Source organism: Aminipila luticellarii (assembly GCF_004103735.1).
Taxonomy (GTDB): Bacteria; Bacillota; Clostridia; order Peptostreptococcales; family Anaerovoracaceae; genus Aminipila; species Aminipila luticellarii.
Genome location: NZ_CP035281.1, coordinates 1928034 through 1950540 on the forward strand (window position 1 = coordinate 1928034; position 22507 = coordinate 1950540).

The 22507-nt window shown below is 42.7% G+C and carries 16 protein-coding genes and 1 rRNA gene; 6 read left to right on the forward strand and 11 right to left on the reverse strand.

From position 1 onward, the window contains the following. Positions 1-39: 39 nt before the first annotated feature. A 16S ribosomal RNA gene (locus EQM06_RS08945) occupies positions 40-1557 on the reverse strand. Positions 1558-2173: 616 nt separating this feature from the next. Next, the gene (gene pflA / locus EQM06_RS08950; RefSeq protein WP_128746043.1) at positions 2174-2905 is read right to left on the reverse strand and encodes a pyruvate formate-lyase-activating protein; all 732 of its coding nucleotides are present in this window, start codon (positions 2903-2905) and stop codon (positions 2174-2176) included. Positions 2906-3048: 143 nt separating this feature from the next. On the opposite strand from pflA, the gene EQM06_RS08955 reads away from it, so the two are divergent. Together EQM06_RS08955 and EQM06_RS08960 are read left to right on the forward strand one after the other, a co-directional pair. Further along, on the forward strand, positions 3049-4284 hold the full coding sequence (locus EQM06_RS08955) for an AI-2E family transporter (RefSeq protein WP_128746045.1): 1236 nt from the start codon (positions 3049-3051) through the stop codon (positions 4282-4284). 115 nt (positions 4285-4399) lie between these two features. Further along, a complete protein-coding gene (locus tag EQM06_RS08960) occupies positions 4400-4807 on the forward strand; it encodes a hypothetical protein (protein WP_128746047.1) in 408 nt (135 codons plus the stop codon). 108 nt (positions 4808-4915) lie between these two features. Here EQM06_RS08960 and EQM06_RS08965 read toward each other — a convergent pair whose 3' ends face one another. Beyond that, positions 4916-5569: a GntR family transcriptional regulator gene (locus EQM06_RS08965; protein ID WP_164914408.1), complete on the reverse strand. Its 654-nt coding sequence runs from the start codon at positions 5567-5569 to the stop codon at positions 4916-4918. A gap of 243 nt (positions 5570-5812) precedes the next feature. Here EQM06_RS08965 and EQM06_RS08970 point away from each other — a divergent pair, with 243 nt between their 5' ends. After that, entirely contained in the window at positions 5813-6583 is a 771-nt protein-coding gene (locus EQM06_RS08970; protein ID WP_128746050.1) for a dimethylarginine dimethylaminohydrolase family protein, read from the forward strand. A 124-nt stretch (positions 6584-6707) separates the two neighbouring features. Next, positions 6708-8159 carry a basic amino acid/polyamine antiporter gene (locus EQM06_RS08975; RefSeq protein ID WP_128746052.1) on the forward strand — a complete coding sequence of 484 codons (1452 nt, stop codon included), beginning with the start codon at positions 6708-6710 and terminating at the stop codon, positions 8157-8159. A gap of 90 nt (positions 8160-8249) precedes the next feature. On the opposite strand, the gene EQM06_RS08980 is transcribed toward EQM06_RS08975, so the two are convergent. From EQM06_RS08980 to EQM06_RS08995, 4 genes are read right to left on the reverse strand one after another with little or no spacing between them, the layout of a single operon-like run. Beyond that, positions 8250-8909 carry an ABC transporter ATP-binding protein gene (locus tag EQM06_RS08980; RefSeq protein ID WP_128746054.1) on the reverse strand — a complete coding sequence of 220 codons (660 nt, stop codon included), beginning with the start codon at positions 8907-8909 and terminating at the stop codon, positions 8250-8252. After that, a complete protein-coding gene (locus tag EQM06_RS08985) occupies positions 8896-9933 on the reverse strand; it encodes an ABC transporter permease (RefSeq protein ID WP_128746056.1) in 1038 nt (345 codons plus the stop codon). Before EQM06_RS08985 ends, EQM06_RS08980 begins: the two co-directional genes overlap by 14 nt. Positions 9934-9943: 10 nt before the next feature. Further along, a complete protein-coding gene (locus tag EQM06_RS08990; protein WP_128746057.1) occupies positions 9944-11257 on the reverse strand; it encodes a hypothetical protein in 1314 nt (437 codons plus the stop codon). Between the two features lie 59 nt (positions 11258-11316). Next, on the reverse strand, positions 11317-11760 hold the full coding sequence (locus tag EQM06_RS08995) for a hypothetical protein (RefSeq protein WP_128746059.1): 444 nt from the start codon (positions 11758-11760) through the stop codon (positions 11317-11319). Between the two features lie 254 nt (positions 11761-12014). Between EQM06_RS08995 and EQM06_RS09000 the strand changes: the two genes are divergently transcribed. Next, the gene (locus EQM06_RS09000) at positions 12015-12770 is read left to right on the forward strand and encodes a LytR/AlgR family response regulator transcription factor (RefSeq protein ID WP_128746061.1); all 756 of its coding nucleotides are present in this window, start codon (positions 12015-12017) and stop codon (positions 12768-12770) included. 1 nt (position 12771) lies between these two features. Beyond that, a complete protein-coding gene (locus EQM06_RS09005; protein ID WP_128746063.1) occupies positions 12772-14055 on the forward strand; it encodes a sensor histidine kinase in 1284 nt (427 codons plus the stop codon). A gap of 116 nt (positions 14056-14171) precedes the next feature. Here EQM06_RS09005 and carB read toward each other — a convergent pair whose 3' ends face one another. From carB to EQM06_RS09025, 4 genes are all read right to left on the reverse strand, one after another. Next, on the reverse strand, positions 14172-17354 hold the full coding sequence (gene carB, locus EQM06_RS09010; RefSeq protein ID WP_128746065.1) for a carbamoyl-phosphate synthase (glutamine-hydrolyzing) large subunit: 3183 nt from the start codon (positions 17352-17354) through the stop codon (positions 14172-14174). Then, the gene (carA, locus tag EQM06_RS09015) at positions 17354-18439 is read right to left on the reverse strand and encodes a glutamine-hydrolyzing carbamoyl-phosphate synthase small subunit (RefSeq protein WP_128746067.1); all 1086 of its coding nucleotides are present in this window, start codon (positions 18437-18439) and stop codon (positions 17354-17356) included. The genes carB and carA overlap by 1 nt, the downstream gene beginning before the upstream one ends. A gap of 210 nt (positions 18440-18649) precedes the next feature. Then, positions 18650-21220 carry a calcium-translocating P-type ATPase, PMCA-type gene (locus EQM06_RS09020; RefSeq protein WP_128746068.1) on the reverse strand — a complete coding sequence of 857 codons (2571 nt, stop codon included), beginning with the start codon at positions 21218-21220 and terminating at the stop codon, positions 18650-18652. Positions 21221-21333: 113 nt separating this feature from the next. After that, the gene (locus EQM06_RS09025) at positions 21334-22467 is read right to left on the reverse strand and encodes a THUMP domain-containing class I SAM-dependent RNA methyltransferase (RefSeq protein ID WP_128746070.1); all 1134 of its coding nucleotides are present in this window, start codon (positions 22465-22467) and stop codon (positions 21334-21336) included. Between the last annotated feature and the right edge of the window lie 40 nt (positions 22468-22507).

Genomic DNA, 22507 nt, shown 5'->3' on the forward strand with positions numbered 1-22507 from the left:
GTATAAAACTCATAGTGCAAAAGACTTTAGTCTCCTTAGAAAGGAGGTGATCCAGCCGCACCTTCCGATACGGCTACCTTGTTACGACTTCACCCCAGTCATTGGTTTTGCCTTAGGCAGCCTATTTACTAGCCGACTTCGGGCACCCCCAACTTCCATGGTGTGACGGGCGGTGTGTACAAGACCCGGGAACGCATTCACCGCAGCATTCTGATCTGCGATTACTAGCAACTCCAACTTCATGCAGGCGAGTTGCAGCCTGCAATCCGAACTGGGACTGGTTTTCTAAGATTTGCTCCACTTCACAGTCTCGCTTCTCTCTGTTCCAGCCATTGTAGCACGTGTGTAGCCCAGAACATAAGGGGCATGATGATTTGACGTCATCCCCACCTTCCTCCGTGTTATCCACGGCAGTCTCAATAGAGTGCCCATCTTACTGCTGGCAACTATTGACAAGGGTTGCGCTCGTTGCGGGACTTAACCCAACATCTCACGACACGAGCTGACGACAACCATGCACCACCTGTCTCTACTGTCCGAAGAAGGACCCCGTTACGGGCCTGTCAGTAGGATGTCAAGTCCTGGTAAGGTTCTTCGCGTTGCTTCGAATTAAACCACATGCTCCGCTGCTTGTGCGGGTCCCCGTCAATTCCTTTGAGTTTCACACTTGCGTGCGTACTCCCCAGGCGGAGCACTTAATGCGTTAACTGCGGCACCGAAGCCTTGCGGCCCCGACACCTAGTGCTCATCGTTTACGGCGTGGACTACCAGGGTATCTAATCCTGTTTGCTCCCCACGCTTTCGTGCCTCAGTGTCAGTTACAGTCCAGAAAGCCGCCTTCGCCACTGGTGTTCCTCCTAATATCTACGCATTTCACCGCTACACTAGGAATTCCGCTTTCCTCTCCTGCACTCAAGCCAGACAGTTCGCAAGGCTTACAATAGTTAAGCTATTGCCTTTCACCCCACGCTTACCTGGCCACCTACGCACTCTTTACGCCCAATAATTCCGGATAACGCTCGCCCCCTACGTATTACCGCGGCTGCTGGCACGTAGTTAGCCGGGGCTTCCTCAGAAGGTACCGTCATTTCTTTCTTCCCTTCCAACAGAGCTTTACGACCCAAAGGCCTTCTTCGCTCACGCGGCGTTGCTGCATCAGGCTTTCGCCCATTGTGCAATATTCCCCACTGCTGCCTCCCGTAGGAGTTTGGACCGTGTCTCAGTTCCAATGTGGCCGATTACCCTCTCAGGTCGGCTACTGATCGTTGCCTTGGTAGGCCGTTACCCTACCAACTAGCTAATCAGACGCAGGCCCATCTCATGCCGATAAATCTTTGACCAGAAGAACATGTGTTCCTCCAGCGTCATGAGGTCTTAATCCCGGTTTCCCGAGGCTATCCCTCTGCATGAGGCAGGTTGCCTACGCGTTACTCACCCGTCCGCCGCTTTCCATCTACTCGCTCTTCCGAAGATTCGCTTATAGATTTCTCGCTCGACTTGCATGTGTTAGGCACGCCGCCAGCGTTCATCCTGAGCCAGGATCAAACTCTTTATTAAATGGTATCTTACTCGTCTTTCCTCTGCATCTCACCTTTACAGATCGACTTAGAATTGAACGAGATAAAATCGAGTCTCTAACTCAAGCTAAACGCATTTGCGTTTTGCTGATTCTTTAATTTATGCAAAGCATAAATCCTAGAATTATTGTTGTTTTTTAGAATTGTACGTTGACTCATTCAACTTTGAATTCGTCTTACCAATTAAAGCCTTAACCGAATTTACATTCAAATTATAGCTTTAAGTGTGTTGTACTTAGTTTTGAGAACAAGCTAATGTTCTCTTGACTAATTCTTTTACACTATGAAGTTTTCAAGGTTCATGCGCACCTAACTGATTTACAGCGTAAATCTTAGTAGGTGCCAGACTAGAAAATCACAAATTTACAATTTGCAGCTTTTCATCGCCTGTGCTTCTGCAAGTTTTCGTTGCTCACTTGCGACAGCTATATTAGAATACCAAAACTTAGATAAATTGTCAATGCTTTTTTTTAAGTTTTTTAAATTACGTCATATTATACGTATTTTTCTTTAAAATTACAGCATTCCACTGTTTTTTTACATTTTTATTTCAACACATGACACATAAAATCTAAATTTTTTCTCCCAAAGCAATTTTAAAGGCTGTTACTCTGAGGTATTTTCACCATCGAGCTTAATTGGTTCAGTACCCTGCTATCCATCGGTTTGATGTCCTTCAATTTATACTTGATTCCAAGCTTTTCATATTTTTCTGTTCCCAGACTATGATAACCCAGCAATTCAACCTTATCTATGCGATTAATCTTTCTTATAAATTCATTTAAGTCCTCTATATTCTTTTCCGTATCATTGATACCCGGAACGATTACCTGACGTACCCATACAGGTTTCTCATGCTTATTAATAAGTTCTATCAGCTTTAGAAGCGTCTCCTGCTTCCTTCCCGTGATATTCCGAAATTTCTCGGGATCGGAATGTTTGACATCCAGTAAGACCATTTCACATTCTTCAACGGCCGGCTCCGTAAATTCATCCATATAAGTTCCGCTCGTATCTATAATAGAACGAATCCCTATTTTTTTAAGAGCCCGCATGGTTTGTACGAGGAATTCTCCCTGAAAAAGAGGTTCGCCGCCGGAAAAGGTCACTCCGCCTTCTTCTCCGTAATAGCTCATTCCTCTCTTAGCCCGATCAACGATCTGTTTGGTTTCAATTTCGCTTCCTCCATGAATATCCCATGTGTCAGGATTGTGACAGTAAGAGCATCTGGCGGGGCATCCTTGCAGGAATACTACCGTTCTAATGCCAGGCCCATCTACTGCTCCAAAGGTCTCGAAAGAATGAAGCTTTCCCCTTACACTTGTCATAATTAATTATTTTCTCCTTGTTTGTCATTGTGTTAAACTATATAATAATGGATATAATTTTTAATGAAGATTATCATTCTTCCGTTATTTCTTTTAATCTGTATTGAATTATATCATACTATCTAAAATTGAAAGGTGCAAGCATGATAAAGTTTAAAGAATATTTTCCGGAGAAGCATTGGTGGAAATACAGCATCTTTATAGCCTGTACGGCGGCTATACTATACGCCCTGTTTTTCATCATTAAAAACTTTGATACCATTACAGTGGTCGCATTCAATGCGCTTTCAAGCATCTGCTCTGCATTGATGCCGCTTTTTATAGGGTTGATTTTGACCTATCTGCTCAGTCCGCTGGTAGATATCATCAATAAAAAATTAATGAGTAAAATCATTTTTACCCATACCAAGGATCCGGCTAAATTGGAAAAGCTGGAAAAGAACAAAAGGCTTATCAGTGTTCTTTTGACCTATATCCTGATTATTGCCCTCATAGTCGTGATTATATATGCCTTTGCTGTTCTCATATTGGGACAGTTCATTTTCTCAGGGATTGACAGCATGGTAAACGCAGTTGTTGCTTATGTCTCCACATATGAAGCCAGCATAAAGAGCTGGGTCGCTGGACTGCCTGAAATGGGGCTTGCCGAATATGTTCACCAATTCGCAAATCGGGCAATGCTCTGGCTATCCTCCCACTTTAACGCTACTTCTGCCATCAACTGGATCACCGGAATCAGCGGAAGCATTGTGAATTTTGCGATCGGGGCTATTATAAGTATCTATATCCTAATGGACAAAGACTTTTTTGCTCACCTTTGGCGCAAATTCCTGCATCTGGTATTGCCTCAAAAGGCCAATGCCGTATTAACGGAGACTCTGAGCGATATCAACGGTGTACTCTCTGCATTTATACGCGGGGCTATGCTAGACGCTCTGATCATCGCCATTCTGTCCTCTGTAGGACTTTCTATTCTGGGATTGGATTTTGCTGTATTTATAGGCTGTTTTGCCGGTATATCCAATGTTATACCGTATTTTGGCCCGGTTCTCGGCATGATTCCTGCTTTTATCGTGGGAACCTTTACCGATGGTATTACGCAGGGCATTACCGCAGTGGTGGTGCTGCTGATCGTTCAGCAGATCGACTGCAATTTGATCTATCCTAAAATTGTCGGCTCTACTACAGGGCTGCATCCGCTTTTCGTCCTGCTGGCCGTGTCCGTAGCAGGGTATTACGGCGGTATCCTCGGAATGATTCTCGCCGTCCCTCTTGCCGGTATCGTTCAGACCTTTATCTTGAAATGGGTCCATGCAGAAGAAGTGAAACAGGCGGCAGAAATGGAAAAGCAAGCCTTTCCCAGAAATTCAAAAGAATAAATAATGGATTGATGCATATTTAGAGGCTTATATATTAACATAAAATCTTTCTCTTCATATAATGTAATATCCCTATCTATATGAGGGTAATATTAAATGAATGAGGGTATAAAACATGAGTTGTAATTGTGATTGTAACCGATTAAATGGTATAAAAGACCTCAAAGAGGGCCTCTGCAATCTCCAACAGGGAGTAAAGTATCTCTGTAATGCTTTGGACGCTCTTCGCTGCTATAAAATATGCGAAGCAGACAACTGCCTACTTAAAGGAATCTGCCAGAGCGAAAAAGGGCTGTGCCAGTGCGAAAGAGGGTTGAGGAATCTGAACGACGACTTAGATCGTCAGGAAATAAGAACTATCCGTGAAGGCATATGCAAGATACGCAATGGAATTCAGGATATTTGTGATGTATGGGAAGATCTTCGCCGACAATGCGGATGCCAGATTGAAGAAGATCTGGTAAACGGAATAGCCGATATCAAAGAAGGAATAGACAGAATAAATAGCGTTATCTGCCGATAAGTTAATATTCTCAGATAAAATCGAGCAGGGTTAAAGGCGTTGGCCTTTAACCCTTGTTTTCTCTTCGTTAAAAGCTCCGCAGCCAAAATAAAAGCTCGCGGAGCCTCCTCACGGAGTTGTCACTTCTGTTGCGGATTTTGACGGATCCCAATGCACCTGCCGGATATAATGCTCCAGCTCATCCGTCTTATTCGTCTTAAACAGTTTCAGCATTTCTTTATGCTCATTATTTGTTTCAAATAAAATCGCTTTTACATCTTCCATACAGTTCAAGTCATACTTCTTAGCCACAAACTTCTTTTTCAGCTTTAAAAGAGAGTCTACCAGTGTATCATTACCGCACTCCACCAGATAAAGCTGATGAAAAATCTCCTGCTGCTTGTAATACATCTCATAATTGCCGGAATCAATCGCCAAATCCATACTATTGATATAAAATTCCATGTCCTTTAACGTCTTTGCGGTGAGCCTGCCGCATGCCAGCGTAGCGGCATATCCGTCAAGAACACCGACCACCTCATAAATCTCAGCCGCCTCTTTGGGATTCAAATCTTTGACTACAAACCCTTTTCTCGGTACATTTTCCAAGACATTTTCACTGGAAAGCTGTATCAGCGCCTCTCTGACCGGAGTACGGCTGATATTTAATTCCTGACATATTTTGTTTTCGTTTATTTTTTCATCCGGCAGCAAGTTACCTTGTGATATCTGCTCGGCGATATAATCATATACGTGATCTTTTAGTGATTGAAACTTATACATCTGCAAACCTTTCTTCAAGGACATTGATTTTTAATTTATATTGAAAGAATATTTATCACAAAGTTTATCATATCATCCTCACTATTCAAAATCAAGAAATAACGGCACAGATCATAATATATAATACAATATATAATATATTATATATAACATTCATATTTAGCTTGACAAGTTTATGTATACAATATATTATATTTGTAAGAAATATTTAAAAATTCAATCAAGTAATGGAGGTAAAGAAAAATGTTTAAAAATTGTATCGTAAGAAGACCGTGCAAAGCAATGGTAGAAGGTATTACATCTGCTCCTGAATTAGGAAAACCAGATTATGAATTAGCTCTGAAACAGCATGATTCATATATTGAAGCCTTGAAGAAATGCGGCGTTGAAGTTACAGTACTCGATGCTCTTGAACAGTATCCGGATTCCTGCTTCGTAGAAGATCCTGCGGTTATTACGAGCAAGTGTGCTATTATCACCAATCCCGGTGCCGGAACCAGAAACGGTGAAAAAGCAGAAATTTTACCGGCTGTTAAAAAGTTCTTCCGTGATGACCAGATTGAATATATTAAAGCCCCGGGAACACTGGAAGGCGGAGATGTTATGATGGTAGGCGATCATTTTTACGTTGGCCGTTCTGCCAGAACAAACGAGGAAGGCATCAAGCAATTTATTGCTATCCTTGAAAAGCATGGCTTGACCGGATCGGAAGTTCCTCTTGAAAAAGTGCTTCACCTAAAAACAGGCATAAACTATATCGAAAACAACAACATGCTTGTCTCCGGTGAATTCATCGATAAGCCTGAGTTTGCAAAATATAACAAGATCGTTATTCCGGAGGAAGAAGCTTATGCTGCAAACTGCATCTGGATGAACGGAACCGTTATCATTCCTGAAGGATATCCAGCTGTTGAAAAGGCTGTAAAAGACGCCGGCTATGACATCATTCTTGTGGATACTTCAGAATACAGAAAGCTTGACGGCGGACTGAGCTGCTTATCCTTACGATTCTAGCCGCATCAGTCAAAAGAACCTTTTTATGTACAAATTAAATAAGTCTAAATAGTATAATTATCCGGGGGTGTTTTTTACAGCATCCCCTAATGGTTTATTTCTACTCAGGAAAGGAGATTATTCTATGAACAATAATTCTTCAGATCAGACTAGAAATCTCGGCACCATGAAATTAACAATGTTTGCAATAGGCACTACTTTAGCGAGTGGAATATTCAGTTTATCCGGAGACTTCGCTGCTGGGGGTGCTCACACACTGGCAGTATTAATCGGATGGCTTATTTGCGGCGTCGGTATGTTTGGCCTGTGCATGTGTTTCTTTAGGCTCAGCTACGTAAAGCCTGAACTGACCAGCGGCATATACAACTATGCAAAAACTGGCTTCGGTGAATATATCGGGTTTAATGCCGCCTGGGGATACTGGATCAGTGCGATTCTAGCACAAATATCCTTTGTGACCCTGTTCTTTTCCGCACTGAGTTACTTTTTCCCTGTTTTCGGTTCAGGAAGCAATCTGCTCTCCATCGCCTGCGGCTCTGTCTTCATTTGGCTGCTGGCATTACTTATCTTAAAAGGCGTGAACGAGGCCGTATCCGTTAACGTGATCGTAGTCTGCGCGAAAATTTTACCGATTGTGGTCATGGTGGTAGCCATCGTTTTTGCAAGAGCCTTTGATATCCATATTTTTATGGAGAATTTCAAAGGGGTCGAAGGCGGCATGAGCCTTCTGGAGCAAGTCAAATCTACTGTTTATGTTACCGTATGGATTTTCATCGGAATAGAAGGAGCTGTGGTTATCTCAGGAAGAGCTAAAAGTACTGCCATAGCCGGACGTGCAACCGCCATATCCTTTTTTTCTCTTCTTATTTTATACCTTATGATCTCTCTATTGAGTATGGGCGTACTCTCTCAGGAAGAACTGGCTGCTCTTGGCAACCCTCCTATGGCGGGCGTTCTCGGAGCTGTTGTTGGTCCTTGGGGTGCCGCGCTTGTAAACATTGCGGTTATCGTCTCTTTAGGCGGAGCGATGTTCACCTATTCCATACTCAGCATCGACAGTGCGTACGGTCCTGCCTCTCAGCAGTGCTTTCCTAAGGTATTTACGAAATTAAACAAGAATAATTCTCCCGCTGTTTCTGTCATTATTACAACTCTCATTGTTCAGGCATTTTTGATCATCGTCTATTTTAATGAGTCCTCCTATCAGGTCTGCTATACGTTATCTACAAGCGCCATCATGTTTCCTTATATTTTTTCAGCTTTATACTGCCTGCAAATTACAATTAGAGGGGACGGACTTGAACAGGCCGGAGCAGGTGAAAAAGTAAAGGCATGGACATTTGCGATCATCGGCTCTATTTACGGAGCTTGGATGCTTTATGCCAGCGGCGGAACCTACATTCTGCTTTCTGCCTTGCTGTACGGGCCGGGTACACTGCTCTACATCTATACTAGAAAACAGCAAGGGAAAGCCTTATTGCCGGCTGTGATCGATAAGGTCAGTCTGGTTGTCCTTTTATCCGCTTTTGTTCTTTCTATCGTGATGATTTATAACAAAACGATTCAGCCTTTCTAGCAGTACATGTAAAATATTTTTTATTGCAAAATGAACGGCGGCCTTTTTAGGCCGCCTCCTTTATTAGATAATTTTCTTGAAAACTGCCGCCTAAGCATGTTGTAATTCTGCCAGCGGAATCGTTCGTTTACATTTTTCATAAATTTCTTTGTCATGAGTCGCTAGGATAATGCTTATCCCCTCTTCATTCAAGTTTTCTAAGATTTCAAATACATTCATCTTATTCTCACTATCCAGAGAAGCCGTAGGTTCGTCAGCAATTAGTATAGAGGGTTTTACGATGACGGCTCTTGCAATAGCCACTCTTTGATTCTCCCCTCCCGATAAGGTTTGGGGATATTTACGCAAAAGCTCCTGTATTCCCAATTTCCCGGCGATCTCTTGCACCTGCTTCTCTATTTCCCTTTTGGGGACTTTCCGATATTTCAATGGCAGTGCAATATTTTCAAAAACATTCCACTCCTCTATCAAGGCAAAATTTTGAACAATCATCCCAATATTCTTTCGACGGAACTCCGCAAGTGCCAGATTGGTTTTGGGAACCTTTTCCCCATCAAAATAGTACTCGCCTGAAGTTGGTGTATCCAATCCGCTTAAAATATTTAATAATGTGGATTTACCTACACCGCTCTTTCCGACCACTGCAACAAAATCCCCCCGGCTAATCTCTAAATTAAAGTTCTCAAAAACTTTTTTCTTATTCTTGGCGTTTATTTTATATTCTTTCCTTATGTCTTTAAGCATTATCATTTTTATCCCCTCTATCCTTTGATAATATTTGGTTAAAATTCCATCCACAATAAGTTATTACACAGCTCAATAGCTGAATCAGCAACAGGAATGCTGTAACCATCACATATCTATAAACTATATCCAGTGCTTCTTTTATCGAGACCTGCTGTACCCCCATTACAATAAAAATGACTGCTAAAGCTGCGAGGCTGGCCGCAAAAATATTTTTAGAAGCTTCACTTACAGCAAAGCTTAAAGGCAAACCCATTAAATATTGTGCGCGAAGCATGGATTGATTCATTTTATACGATAAATATGCCAGCACAATTATTAAAAGCATTTTGATACCAAATTGTATCCAGCCCAAAATTTCAAATTGAATGTCCGTCTTTATAACACTATCCATTAAGCTGCTTTGTTCTTCCAGCTCTTCTGCACCGTACTTCTCCTGTACATATTGGAAAGCCTTTTGGTTGGCTCTTGGATTCTCACTATCTAGGTAATACATGAAATGACCGTTTGGACTGCTAAAGATCACCAGATTATCTAAACTGGAAGAAATTTCACTCCCAATTACCCCTATTATTTCATAGACCACTTCATCAATTTCCGCGTATGTCTTAGATCCCTTTTTCGTTATGCTCACAGTGTTCACGGAAGAATTTAAAATGTTTTTTCCTGCTACTATTTTATTGGATTTTTCGTTCACTTCCTCCGGGCGAAAGAATCTCCCCTCAACGAGATATTTGTCAAAGTAATTCACATTTTTTGAGTAAAACCCCAGACAGCGGAAACTTGCTCTATTTTGAAGTGTCAGGATAACCACATGGGGATTCTCCCGCATGATGTCTTCCAATTCTTCTTTCGTTAGAGAAACACGATCCCCTTCTATACATTTTATCGCGTTCTTTGAAATTAAAAAATTAGCTAACTGACTGCTTTCAAATTGTAAGTTATCCATTTGAAGCGATATTAAATGGATTGTTAAAAGAACCGCAAAAAGGACAATGAAAAATCCTTTTGTTTTATTTGCACGTATCATTTCTCAGCTCCTATCCTTGCCGTAAAGCATTTGAAAAGTTTATTTTACTGATATACCAGTTTACAATTCCTACTAGAACCAGAAATCCAACTGCATATATGCTGCCAATCGGCAGGAATAGGCTCTTTAAAAATTCCGGCTGTATCATTAGCTTGCTCATTAATCGCCAAATCAAAATAAACGATAAAAGGTATCCCAATCCATAAACGGCGGCTATCCCACCACATATTTTCATTTTCAGCCGGGTCAGGCTGGAGCCGCAGATCATAAAAACAGCATACCGCTTTTTATTCAGCTCTATGTTCTTTATGATAAGACCTGCCAATGCCAGGGAAACAATCGAAAAAAACAGCGTGGATAATATCTTTACTTTTTGTTTAGTTTCCTTCATCACCATAAGCTGACTTTTTTTAATCGCCTTACCAAAATCTTTAGGAAATTGAATCTGATAAATCAGATCGTACTTTTGACACAATGCGTTAAAGGTTTCCGCTATTTTAGCTTCGTCACCTTTATTAAAACCAATCCTGCCCCAATTTTTTTCGCTGTAATGATATTTTTGAAATTCAGCATATGCTCCCGTAGGCTTATCTTTAAAATCGAATGAGGGCATAACGATCATTCGATCTAACGATATGACATCACTTCCATAAGGATAATACGATCCTTTTTTCAGGAAACCAACAACCTTGAGATTCACCGGATAGCCCATGTGCAGTACTTTTAATTGATCTCCTATATCATGGTATTCCTCATATTCATACCCCAACAATACGGGAATCTCTTTTAGTTTCTTTGTTACCACATATTCTTCGGATGTAAAACATCTCCCGCTCTCCACTTTATCTGCCAGATGAAAATGAACCATGGCGTTTAAGCCGATCTGCACGGCTTCAAGGGGCGTTACGTAATATAAATCATTGTTATCATTATGTAGCTCTTGATTTATAAACTGGTCTGCATATCCAAGGTCATAGCTGCACACAAATTTTGCTTCTCCGTAATAATAGGAACAATACTCCACGAACTGATCATACACTTCATAAAAATTAAAGTATGTATTCAAATCTCGGTTGAACCCTTTCAATCTTTCTAAACTGTCTTTTTGCCTAAATAATTCTGATTCTTTGGAAGTTCCATCCCCACCATACAAATCAAAAACCTCTGCATATTGTGCGTCTATTAAATCACGTTTATAGGATACAATCTCATTTTCCGTATATCGTTCATAGGAAAAAGATGCCGCTACTCCGACAGTGCTAACACAGAATAATGCGATCAGCAGTATGCATGATATGAATATTCTCCAATATCTTGATTTCATTTCCTTTCTACCTCTTCAAGGTATTCTGCCGCTGATACCAGCGGCAAAATACTTTTTCTTTAAAACTTATAATAGACGTAGGCTGTGCTCGGTGTTTCAATATAGTCTGTTTGAGCAGCTATTTTTCCTACACCGCTTTCGGAAGCCTCTGCATAAACTTCACCTTGACCCGAACCGCTTCTGAACTCTAACCTAGTAGTCGTAGTGTGCACTATTTCTTTTCCCTTGGAATTGACTACATTCGTCCATCCATATCCGGAATATAGCTTTCCGGTCGGGGCGGAAGGATCTTTCTTCGTCCGAGTTTCCCGGTAGGAATCCTTCAGCTTACCATCTTTGGATGCTCTCGATTGCATTCCTTCTCTCTGGGCATCATTATATGCATAATTAATAACGGTACTGCCATCGTTATTAATTTTATAAGCATCCATCGCAAATGCTGTAGAAAAAGACGCCAAGGCTACTATCATAGCCGACGAAAGAGCTATCACTTGTTTTTTCACTTTTCTCTCCTTTCTCCAAGGTAAAATACTCCTTTTTACCTTTCACCTGTTGATAATTTTTCTCTGCTAGCATCGCCTACAAACTACCATATCTTTTTGCTATTGTAAATGCCCGTACGCTGAAATGTGGTTTTTGGGGGTTGAAATGTGGTCTGTAAATCCAAAATGTTATCTTTAGGTTTATTGAAATCGTCTTTCCCTCATGATATACTACTTATAAAAGTAAGGGGAATATTAGGGAATACGGGGGAAATATGAGAGCTTTAATTGTAGAGGACCAAAAAAAAGAAGGGGAAGCTATAGAAAAGATTGTCGCTAAAGTTCAAAAGACGGAAGGGACTTGGTGCGGTACTGCCGAAGATGCTTTAGCATTACTGCAAACAGAGAAATTTGATCTGTTCATTTTAGATGTGCAGCTTCCCGGTGCCGACGGCTTTTCTTTGGCGAATCAAATTCGCAGCCAAATAGAATATCAGCTTACCCCCATTTTATTTGTCACAGGCTCTGATAGAAGCCCCTTAGAGGCGTTCAAAAAATACCATTGTTATGATTATATCGAAAAGCCCTTTCGTCAGAAGGAGTTATATGACAAGCTTTCCGAGCTGATCCTGTCTATTGCTTATCAAAAAAATGAACCCACACATTCCAAGCAGGAAATGGTTTGCATCTCTTCACGGAACGGTGATTTTTATCTAAATAAAGACAAATTTTTATTTGTTGAAATACAAAACGGAAATGCTATTTTTTATTTGTCTGACAAAATAATTAAGATATCCGGAGTAAGTCTTTTAGGCGTGCTGGAAGATTTTAATGATGAATTTGTCCTTCGGTGCCACAAATCATTTGCTCTTAATATCCGCAGGATTCAATCTATTCATTCCATAAACTATCGATTGTGGGCGGCCTCGTTCGAGCACACAGAAAAAACCGCAGACATCGGCCTCAAATATTATGGCGCTGTACAAAGTGCTATGAAAAGGCTGGCTGCAAGCATAGGGGGGGATCAATAAGATGACCCTCTGGCAATCTTGTATTGGGACTCTAATAGAAAATTCTGCTTCCTTGTTTCTTATGAGCATTCTTAATCCGATATATACCAAATCCAAAGGAAAATTCATCACAGCTATTTCTGCTGCAGCTTTTGTTGTTACTTTCGGAGAATATATGCAGCTACCTGTTCTGGCGAGGTTTATTATAAATTATGGGTTTACCGTGTTTTTTTACTCCATGCTTTTTCGCCGCAAGTTACAATATACTTTTTTTGAATTTCTGTTTGCCATGGGCATAGGCATAGGAATTGAATTTTTACTGGTCGCACTGCAGAACTTTTTTTGGCCCGGCCGTCTTGAAGTCTGGCAAAGCTTTGTGCATCTTGGCATTCTGCTCAGTATTTGTATGGGCTGTACCCGTTTTTCCCGCACAGCCGCAAGATTCCAAGCCTTTTACGAAACGTACCGTCAGAGCTTTTATTTTGTAACAATAAGCGTTTTTATTGCGCTTTTTCTGGAACTTTTTATTTGGGATACGGCACGGTACAGCCTATATGAGAATATGGGGCTTGTTTGCTCATTCGCACTGATGTGGCTGGGTCTGAATTTTTATTTGCTGAAAGTACTAATTGCAGATGAACGAAAAAAGGCCCTGGTCGCAGCATACAGACAATATGAAAGGGCCACCGAAAACCTTCTGGATTGCCTGTACTCTGATAAGCACGAGTATAAAAGACACCTGCAGACCATTTTGAGGATGTGTGAAACAGAGGACACAACAAAAACTGAAATTATGACATATATTATGGAAATAGAAAAGGACAAAGAAGAAGAAACAACTCCACCCCCTTGTTTTCATACAGGAAACGGACTGATAAACGGATTGATTTATGCGAAAGTCAAAGAGGCAGAGGACAATCATATAAAACTGGCTCTTGCCGGTTGGAGCAAAGCTCCCGCCTTTCCTTGCCTCAGTTATGAATTGATTGAACTTCTGGGCAATCTCCTCGACAATGCTTTGGAGTACTTAAAAGAGCAGCCTGAACATAAGGTGAGGGAGATTTATTTGGACATTGGGTGTAAACAGGGCAAAGCTTTCATCAAAATAAAAAACTCTTACTACGTATCCGATTCTGAAACAGAGTGTTTTGCTCAAAAGGGTTTCACAACTAAAACCGGCTCCGTACGCGGATACGGACTTTACAACGTGAAGCAAATCGTAGCAAAATACAAAGGTGAATTTAAGATTTTTACAGACGATGAATATATCAGCATCTGTATTTATTTTAAAAGTTCTGGTGAATAATTCCGTTTAATATAACAAAGAAAGCTCCAGTGCAGATATGGAGCCTTCTTTATACCGTCACAGGCGGGCTGTCCAACTGATGGACAGCCGCCTCTTATACTCTTTATTTCGGTCTTTTATTGAATTCCCAGTGCACAGTAATCTAATTTTGTTCCTGCTTTTTTCAGTTTAATGGCAGTCATGAACGCTTCCGCCGTATCCATACAGGTCAGAACCGGCAGCCCTCTTTCTATGGCTTTTCTTCTCAGCATAAAATCCTCTCTCTCCGGTCGGTTTGCAATGCTCGGCACATTAATGAAAATGTCGATCTCTTCCCCGATCATCTTCTTTGCCTCTTCAAAGCTCAGCTGAACCGCAGGAATACCATTCTCGGTAAAATAATCCTGTGTCCACTCCGAGCAATACATTTGGTATCCCTGATCCCGGTACATTTTGACCACTTCAAGGGTGTGAGCAGTCCTTTCCGTATCCCGCAGAGCAAAATACACCCCTCCCTGAACCGGTATTTTTATATTGGCTGCCAAGAAGCCCTTATAAATTGCTTTTTGCAAATCGGGGTCTATGCCCAGAACCTCTCCCGTAGACTTCATTTCAGGTCCCAGCGTTACATCCACGTCCGTCAGCTTTGCTCCTGAAAATACAGGTACTTTGACAGCATATTTTTCCGCACGCTTATAAAGTCCTGTTCCGTATTCAAATTCCGTCAGCTTCTTTCCCAGCATAACTGAAACGGCCAGCCGAATCATGGGAACGCCGGTAACCTTGCTCAAAATAGGCACCGTCCTGGAGGCTCTCGGATTTACCTCAATAACGTATACCTGCTTCCCGTCAAAAGCATATTGGATATTGACCAATCCCAACACCTTCAAGGCTTTTGAAATTCTTTCCGTATAATCCAGAATCGTATGGATCGTATCCTCCTGCAGGGTGTGGGGCGGATATACGGTCATACTGTCTCCGGAATGAACCCCGGTTCTTTCAATATGCTCCATGATCCCCGGAACCAAAATGTTTTCTCCGTCGCAGATCGCATCCACTTCCATTTCCTTTCCCTGAATGTACTTGTCGATCAGCACCGGATGTTCGGAAGTAAGGGAGACAGCCTCTCTCAGATATTTTTGAAGCTCTTCGTCACTGTACACGACCTGCATAGCTCTGCCGCCGATGACATAAGAAGGTCTTACCACCACCGGATAGCCTAACTCCGCCACTGCTTTAAAAGCGCTATGCTCCTCTGTGACGGCACAGCCCTTTGGTGTAGGAATATCCAGCTCCTGCAAAAGCGCAATGAACTTTTCCCTGTCTTCCGCTAGATCAATGGATTTGAAGCTTGTCCCCAAAAGCTTGATGCTCCTTTTATGCAGCTGTTCTGCCAGATTTAAGGAAGTCTGCCCTCCAAACTGGAGAACCACACCATAAGGCCGCTCCTTTTTAATGACGTTCATCACATTGTCCACGTGCAAGGACTCAAAATACAACTTATCTGAGGTATCAAAATCCGTACTCACCGTTTCCGGATTGTTATTCATCAGGATGGCCTCATATCCCATAGCCTTAATGGCCCATACACCCTGAACGCAGCAGTAGTCGAATTCGATCCCCTGACCGATCCGGATTGGTCCCGAACCAATTACCAAAATTTTCTTATGGTCGGAAATCCTGCTTTCATCTTCTCCGTCATAGCAGGAATAATAGTATGGAGTTACCGCGTCAAACTCGCCGCCGCAGGTATCTACCACCTTATACACCGGATAAATATCGTTATAGACCCGCATGTCCTGCAGAACCTCCCGGGCAGTTCCGGTCAGTTCAAGAATTTCTGCATCGGTAAAGCCCATGGTCTCTGCTTCCAGCAGCAAGTCTGCATTCAGCTCCTCAGCTTTCAGCGTGGTTTCCATATCGATAATATTTTTGATCTTATTTAAGAACCATCGGTCAATTTTAGTCTTTTCAAAGATTTCTTCTATTCCAAAGCCTCTTCGCATGGCTTCTGCCACACAGAAAATTCGTTCATCATCGCAGGCTTCCAGTTTCTTGATCAGCCGCTCATTTTCCAGCTTCGCAACAAAGGGCACCCGAAGTCCGTTGCATTTTACTTCCAAAGACGTTACGGCTTTCAGCAACGCACTTTCAAAGGTCCTGCATATGGACATCACCTCTCCGGTGGCTTTCATCTGAGTCCCCAGCTTTCTTGACGCATTGCTGAACTTGTCGAACGGCCATTTGGGAAATTTAACCACACAGTAGTCGAGAGTCGGTTCAAAGCAGGCACTGGTGCTTTCTGTCACATAGTTCTTCAGCTCATCTAAGTAATAGCCCAGAGAAATTTTAGCCGCAATCTTCGCAATGGGATATCCGGCTGCCTTTGAAGCCAAGGCGGAGGAACGGCTTACCCTCGGATTCACTTCGATTACGATATACTCTCCGTTATCCGGGTTCAGTGCGAACTGGACATTGCACCCTCCTTCTATCTTAAGACTTCGAATGATTTTCAGCGAAGAGTCTCTCAGCATCTGATATTCTTCGTCTCTCAGGGTCTGAGTCGGAGCCACCACAATACTGTCTCCTGTATGTACCCCCACCGGATCCAAGTTTTCCATACTGCAAATGATGATGCAGTTATCCTTCGCATCCCGCATGACCTCGTACTCAATTTCCTTCCATCCGGCTACGGATTTCTCCAGCAGGATCTGTCCGATTGCGCTGTTTTCAAGTCCTCTCTGGCAATAGAGCGCCAGCTCTGCATCCGTGTTGGCAATACCGCCTCCTGTGCCTCCCAACGTAAAGGCGGGACGAATAATGACCGGATATCCCGTTTCCTTCACAAAGGCCTTGCACTCCTCTAAATCAGTGGCAATAATACTTTTAGGAATGGGTTCGCCGATTTCCAGCATTAAATCTCTGAATTCCTCCCTGTCCTCTGCTTTTTGAATGCTCTCCTTATTTACGCCCAGAAGTTCAATTCCAAGGGCCTTCAACACGCCTTTTTCTTCCAACGCCATAGCCAGATTCAATCCGGTCTGTCCGCCGAATCCTGCCAGTATTCCGTCTGGTTTTTCTTTTTCTAAAATCTGCTCTAGCGCTTCTTCTGTAAGGGGTTCCATGTATACAGTGTCTGCAATGCCCTGGTCGGTCATGATCGTTGCCGGGTTGCTGTTGACAAGAATGGTCTTGATTCCTTCTTCTTTAATGGCTTTACAAGCCTGCGTTCCCGCATAATCAAATTCGGCAGCCTGTCCGATGACAATGGGGCCTGATCCGATGATCAGCACTTTTTTCAGGTAATTCTTCTTGGGCACTATAAAACACCGCCTTTCATCATATTCATAAACTTGTCAAATAAATACTGATTGTCGTTGGGTCCCGGTGAAGCCTCGGGATGATATTGTACGGAGAAAATCGGCAGATTTCGGTGCTTCATTCCCTCCACCGTTCCATCGTTTAGGTTGATGTGGGTCACTTCCATACCCTTTAGAATAATACTGTTAGAATCTACGGCATAGCCGTGATTTTGAGAGGTGATATAAGAACGATTGGTGTCCTTGTCGTACACGCCGTGATTGGCGCCTCTGTGTCCGTATTTTAATTTGTAAGTTTTTCCTCCGGCTGCCAGGGCTAAGATCTGATGACCCATGCAGATTCCGAAGGTGGGCACCACGCCCATGATCTCTTTTGTAACGGCAATGGCTTCCGTAGCCGCTTCCGGGTCTCCCGGTCCGTTTGTTAAAAATATGCCCTCCGGATGGATACTCATAATCTCTTCGGCACCAGTTCCATAGGGAAAAATATGTAATTCGCAGCCCCGTTGGTGAAGCCCGTTCAAAATGCTCTTTTTGACGCCGAAATCCAGCACAGCCACCTTTTTTACTGCCATGCCCGGCGGAGCGGCTATCACTTTCTTTTCTTTCGTTGCCGCGTCTTTCATATAATCACTTCTTAAATCCGTTTCCTTGCAAAGCTCCTGGGCTTCCGATACCGTAATGCCCTCATTGCTGATGACACATTTGATGGTGCCTTCCTTTCGGATCTTTCGTGTGATCTTTCTTGTATCCACCTTCCAGATACCCGGAACTTTCATGTCCTTCAGCCACTGATCCATGTTCATCACACAATTCGAATTCGACGGCGTGAAACAAATATCCTTGGCTACCAGTCCAAAGGCATAAATTTTATCTGATTCATTATCTTCCTTACTGATTCCGTAGTTTCCTATAAGCGGATACGTCATCGTAATGATCTGACCCATATATGAAGGATCCGTAAGCGTTTTCTGATAACCGGTCATTCCGGTATTAAAAACCAGTTCGCCTACCCCAGTCGTCTTATATCCGAAACCTTTGCCTGTTATGACCGTTCCGTCTTCTAAATATAGCAGCGCTTCCATGTTGTGACCTTCCCTTTCCTGATTGATCCGTACAAGGCGGATTTTTCTTAGCTCGACATTTCAAATAATTATACGCTCAAACTTATTTTTATGCAACTCCTATCTTTATAATTATTTTTATTTTTTAATTTTCCAACCCAACAGCATAACACAATAAAAAAAATTTGTCACTATATAACATGACAAATTTCTTTTTTCCGAATCTTCTATTTAATTTTTATGCAGGAGTTCTTTTAGAACTCTTGCCAGCTGTATCAATATAGTCGGTGCCACGGCACAGACTATAATATAGATCAGATTTGCTCCGGATAACGGCGTCACTTGGAACAGCCTCTGGAGCGGAGCAATCATCAGCACAGAAAACAACAGGAAGGTTCCCAGTGCAAATGCTCCCAAGCTGTACATATTGGTGAATAGCCCCAGCTTAAACAGGGATTGCTTTCCTCTTGAATTGAATCCGTGCCACAGTCTGGCAAAGCAAAGGGTCGCAAAGGCCATGGTAGAAGCGGTTGCAGCTCCCACCAATAGCCCGTGATAATATGCTGCCAGCGTGAATGCGGCAATCAGCAGGCCTTGAATACCGATTTCCATCAGATATGGTTTCGTCAGTATTGGTTCATCGCTCCTTCTCGGGGGTTCCTTAAGCAAATCTGCCCTTGGCTTTTCCATGCTGATAGCAATAGCCGGGAGACTATCTGTTATTAAATTGATAAACAGCAGATGCACTGCCATAAACGGAATCGGCAGCGCCATCAGAGAAGTGTACACTACCGCCAAAATTCCGGAAGTATTTCCCGAAAGCAAAAACTTGATGGAGTTTTTGATATTGGTATAAATGTTCCTTCCGTTCGCCACAGATTTAACAATAGTGGCAAAATTATCATCCGTCAAAATCATAGAAGCCGCATCCTTGGATACATCGGTTCCGGTTATGCCCATGGCAATGCCGATATCCGCTTTTTTAAGGGCAGGGGCATCGTTGACACCATCTCCGGTCATCGCCACAATATTACCCTTTTTCTGCCAGGCATCTACAATTCGGATTTTATGAGCCGGCGTAACTCTGGCATAAACAGAGATCTCCGAAATCTCCTGATCCAGTTTTTCATCGGAAAGCTCGTCCAGCTCCATACCGGTAATAGCCCGCTGTCCGGGACTTAAAATACCGATTTCTTCTGCAATGGCCGAAGCGGTTATCTTATGGTCTCCTGTTATCATGACCGGCTTGATTCCCGCACTCATGCAATGTGCCACAGCTCCCTTTGATTCCTCTCTCGGCGGATCCTGCATAGCGATCAATCCAATAAAGGTAAACTGATCTTCATCGGCAAAATCCAGACTTTCTTTGTCCATTTTTTTCTGAGAAAAAGCCAGCACCCTAAGACCTTTTTTTGAATACGCCGTATTCTGTTCTTTGATCCGGTTCAAGTCTTCCTCTGTAATAGCCCTTTCCTGCCCATTATTATAGATCTGTGTTGCTCGATACAGCAGGACGTCTGCCGCTCCCTTTGTCAGCATGGCATAAGAGCCGTCTATCTTGTGTAATGTGCTCATCAGCTTTCTGTCTGAGTCAAAAGGAAGCTCCGCCAATCTGGGATAGTCTGCCACCACTTGCCCATAGTCGTTTTCCGTGTTCATGTAATACTCTATAAGAGCGGTTTCCGTCGGATCTCCCAGCACCTTGCCTTCTGCTACGGAGCTGTCGTTGCACAGCAACGCTCCCAGCAGCAGGCGTTCTTTTGATGCTTCTCCGTTTTCTGCCGGATAAAGATCCTTTACTGTCATTTTATTCTTGGTCAGCGTACCAGTCTTGTCCGAGCAAATGATGGATACACAGCCCAGACTTTCAACAGCTTTCAGGTTTTTCATGATGGCATTTTCTTTCGCCATTTTAGAGGTGCCCAACGCCAGAGATATGGTAACGATAGAAGACAACGCTTCTGGGATCGCCGCTACGGCTAAAGCCACCGCAAACATCAGGGAGTCTAAAAGATCCATTCCCCTGTAGACACATAGTCCCAAAATACAAGCGCAAATAACCATGATGAGCAGCGACAGCTTTTTTCCAAAGTCATCCAGACTGACCTGCAACGGTGTTTTTCTTTCCTGCGTTTCATTCATCAGCTGCGCGATTTTTCCAAGCTCGGTATTCATACCTACGCTGGTTACCACCGCCAGCCCTCTTCCGTAGGTCACCTGAGTACCGGAAAACACCATATTATCCTGATCTGCCAGAGTTTTGTCTCCGGATATTTCTCCGGAAATCTTATTAATGCTCTCGGTTTCTCCGGTCAGAGAGCTTTCATTTACCTGAAGAGAGTAGCTCTCTAAAATTCTTCCGTCCGCAGGAACTACATCCCCTGCCTCCAGTACCAATATATCGCCCACAACAATATTCGCCGCTTCTATGCCCCGTCTTTTTCCGTCCCGTATGACCTTTGCCAGCGGAGAGGCCAATTTTTTCAGGCTGTTTAAAGATTTTTCTGCTTTAAAATGCTGTACCGTTCCCAACACAGCATTCAGCACGATGACCACCAAGATTACAAGCGTACTCTCCGGATCTCCCGTAAATATGGAAATAACTGCCGCTATGATCAGGATGATGACCAGTAAATCCTTAAATTGGGAAAAAAATACTTTTAATACCCCCTGCTTTTTTTCTTCGGCCAGCTGATTTTTACCATACTGGTTTTCACTTTCTCTTACCTGCTCTTCACTCAATCCGTTTTTTGAAGAATTCAAAGCATTAAGTACTTCTGTTGCATTCATTTTATAGAACATGTTGTGCACTCCATCCTTTATTGATATGTTAAATATTAGTATGCTTATTCTGTCTTATTCTATTCTGACTTTCAATCTAAAAAATGTTAATTACCTGTTAAATCGGTGTTAAATTAGCTTTTCACTTTTACCCCGTGAAATTGATAATAACAGACTTCAATATTTCCGTTATACAGTTTTCGTCTGCGGTCTGCCATCCTTCCAAAGACCTGCTTTTCCACGGTCTTGTCCGCCGTGATCATGAACAGCGACCAAGAAGGATTTTGCTTTAAAAAGTTTTTAAATTTATTGTAAATTTTCTTGATTTCTTCTTTCTCACCAATTCGTTCTCCATACGGCGGATTGGTAATAATGACGCCGCTCATTTCACCGGCCTCCATGTCGGATACATTCATTCTTTTAAAGTGAATGCAGTCCTCCACTCCGGCTTCTGCGGCATTCTCTTTGGATGCTTCAATCGCCTCCGGGTTTACATCATAGGCTTCGATTCGAATATCCTTATCATGCTGTATCTCACCGAAAGCTTTTTTTCGTTCTTCCTTCCACAGTTTTTCCGGGATAATGCCCCACTCCTCCGCAGCAAAATGCCGATTCAATCCCGGTGCGATATTCTTTGCGATCATGGCCGCTTCAATAGGAATGGTTCCCGAACCGCAGCAGGGATCCACCAGCAGCCTGCCCATCCTCCAGAAAGAAAGCTGTACCATGGCCGCAGCTAAGGTTTCCTTTATAGGTGCTGCCACCGCACTTTGCCGATACCCTCTCTTATGCAGTCCTACGCCTGTGGTGTCCAAAGTAACGGTCACCCGGTCCTTCAAGAGCGTGACCTTTACGATATAATCTGCCCCGCTTTTTTCAAAATGTCCCACCCCATACGTTTCCTTCAGCCTTTCAACAATTGCTTTCTCGGAGACACTTTGACAGCTTCGTATACTGAATAATTTGGATTTTACCGATGAACAGTTTACTTTAAAATTTCCGTCCACAGGAATCCACTCTTCCCATGCAATGCCTTTCATGGTCTGAAACAGGTCTTCAAATTCCAAGGCTTCGAATTCAGCCATTTTGACCAGCACACGGTCTGCACACCTCAGCCAAAGATTGGACCGTACGATAGCTCTTTCATCGCCCATATACGTGATCTTGGCATCCTCAGACCGGATAATTTTATATCCCAATCCTTCTATCTCTCTTTTGACTACCGCTTCAAGCCCAAAGGTGGATGTTGCAATTAGTTCAAGCTTCATGTTTTCCTCTACTTTCTTTTTTCTGGGGTGATAACAAAAA

What these genes read in the sequence shown, in the direction of transcription:
- pflA (WP_128746043.1), bottom strand. Translation starts at nt 2,905, where the DNA reads ATGACAAGTGTAAGGGGAAAGCTTCATTCTTTCGAGACCTTTGGAGCA.
- EQM06_RS08955 (WP_128746045.1), top strand. Translation starts at nt 3,049, where the DNA reads ATGATAAAGTTTAAAGAATATTTTCCGGAGAAGCATTGGTGGAAATAC.
- EQM06_RS08960 (WP_128746047.1), top strand. Translation starts at nt 4,400, where the DNA reads ATGAGTTGTAATTGTGATTGTAACCGATTAAATGGTATAAAAGACCTC.
- EQM06_RS08965 (WP_164914408.1), bottom strand. Translation starts at nt 5,569, where the DNA reads ATGTATAAGTTTCAATCACTAAAAGATCACGTATATGATTATATCGCC.
- EQM06_RS08970 (WP_128746050.1), top strand. Translation starts at nt 5,813, where the DNA reads ATGTTTAAAAATTGTATCGTAAGAAGACCGTGCAAAGCAATGGTAGAA.
- EQM06_RS08975 (WP_128746052.1), top strand. Translation starts at nt 6,708, where the DNA reads ATGAACAATAATTCTTCAGATCAGACTAGAAATCTCGGCACCATGAAA.
- EQM06_RS08980 (WP_128746054.1), bottom strand. Translation starts at nt 8,909, where the DNA reads ATGATAATGCTTAAAGACATAAGGAAAGAATATAAAATAAACGCCAAG.
- EQM06_RS08985 (WP_128746056.1), bottom strand. Translation starts at nt 9,933, where the DNA reads ATGATACGTGCAAATAAAACAAAAGGATTTTTCATTGTCCTTTTTGCG.
- EQM06_RS08990 (WP_128746057.1), bottom strand. Translation starts at nt 11,257, where the DNA reads ATGAAATCAAGATATTGGAGAATATTCATATCATGCATACTGCTGATC.
- EQM06_RS09000 (WP_128746061.1), top strand. Translation starts at nt 12,015, where the DNA reads ATGAGAGCTTTAATTGTAGAGGACCAAAAAAAAGAAGGGGAAGCTATA.
- EQM06_RS09005 (WP_128746063.1), top strand. Translation starts at nt 12,772, where the DNA reads ATGACCCTCTGGCAATCTTGTATTGGGACTCTAATAGAAAATTCTGCT.
- carA (WP_128746067.1), bottom strand. Translation starts at nt 18,439, where the DNA reads ATGGAAGCGCTGCTATATTTAGAAGACGGAACGGTCATAACAGGCAAA.
- EQM06_RS09020 (WP_128746068.1), bottom strand. Translation starts at nt 21,220, where the DNA reads ATGTTCTATAAAATGAATGCAACAGAAGTACTTAATGCTTTGAATTCT.
- EQM06_RS09025 (WP_128746070.1), bottom strand. Translation starts at nt 22,467, where the DNA reads ATGAAGCTTGAACTAATTGCAACATCCACCTTTGGGCTTGAAGCGGTA.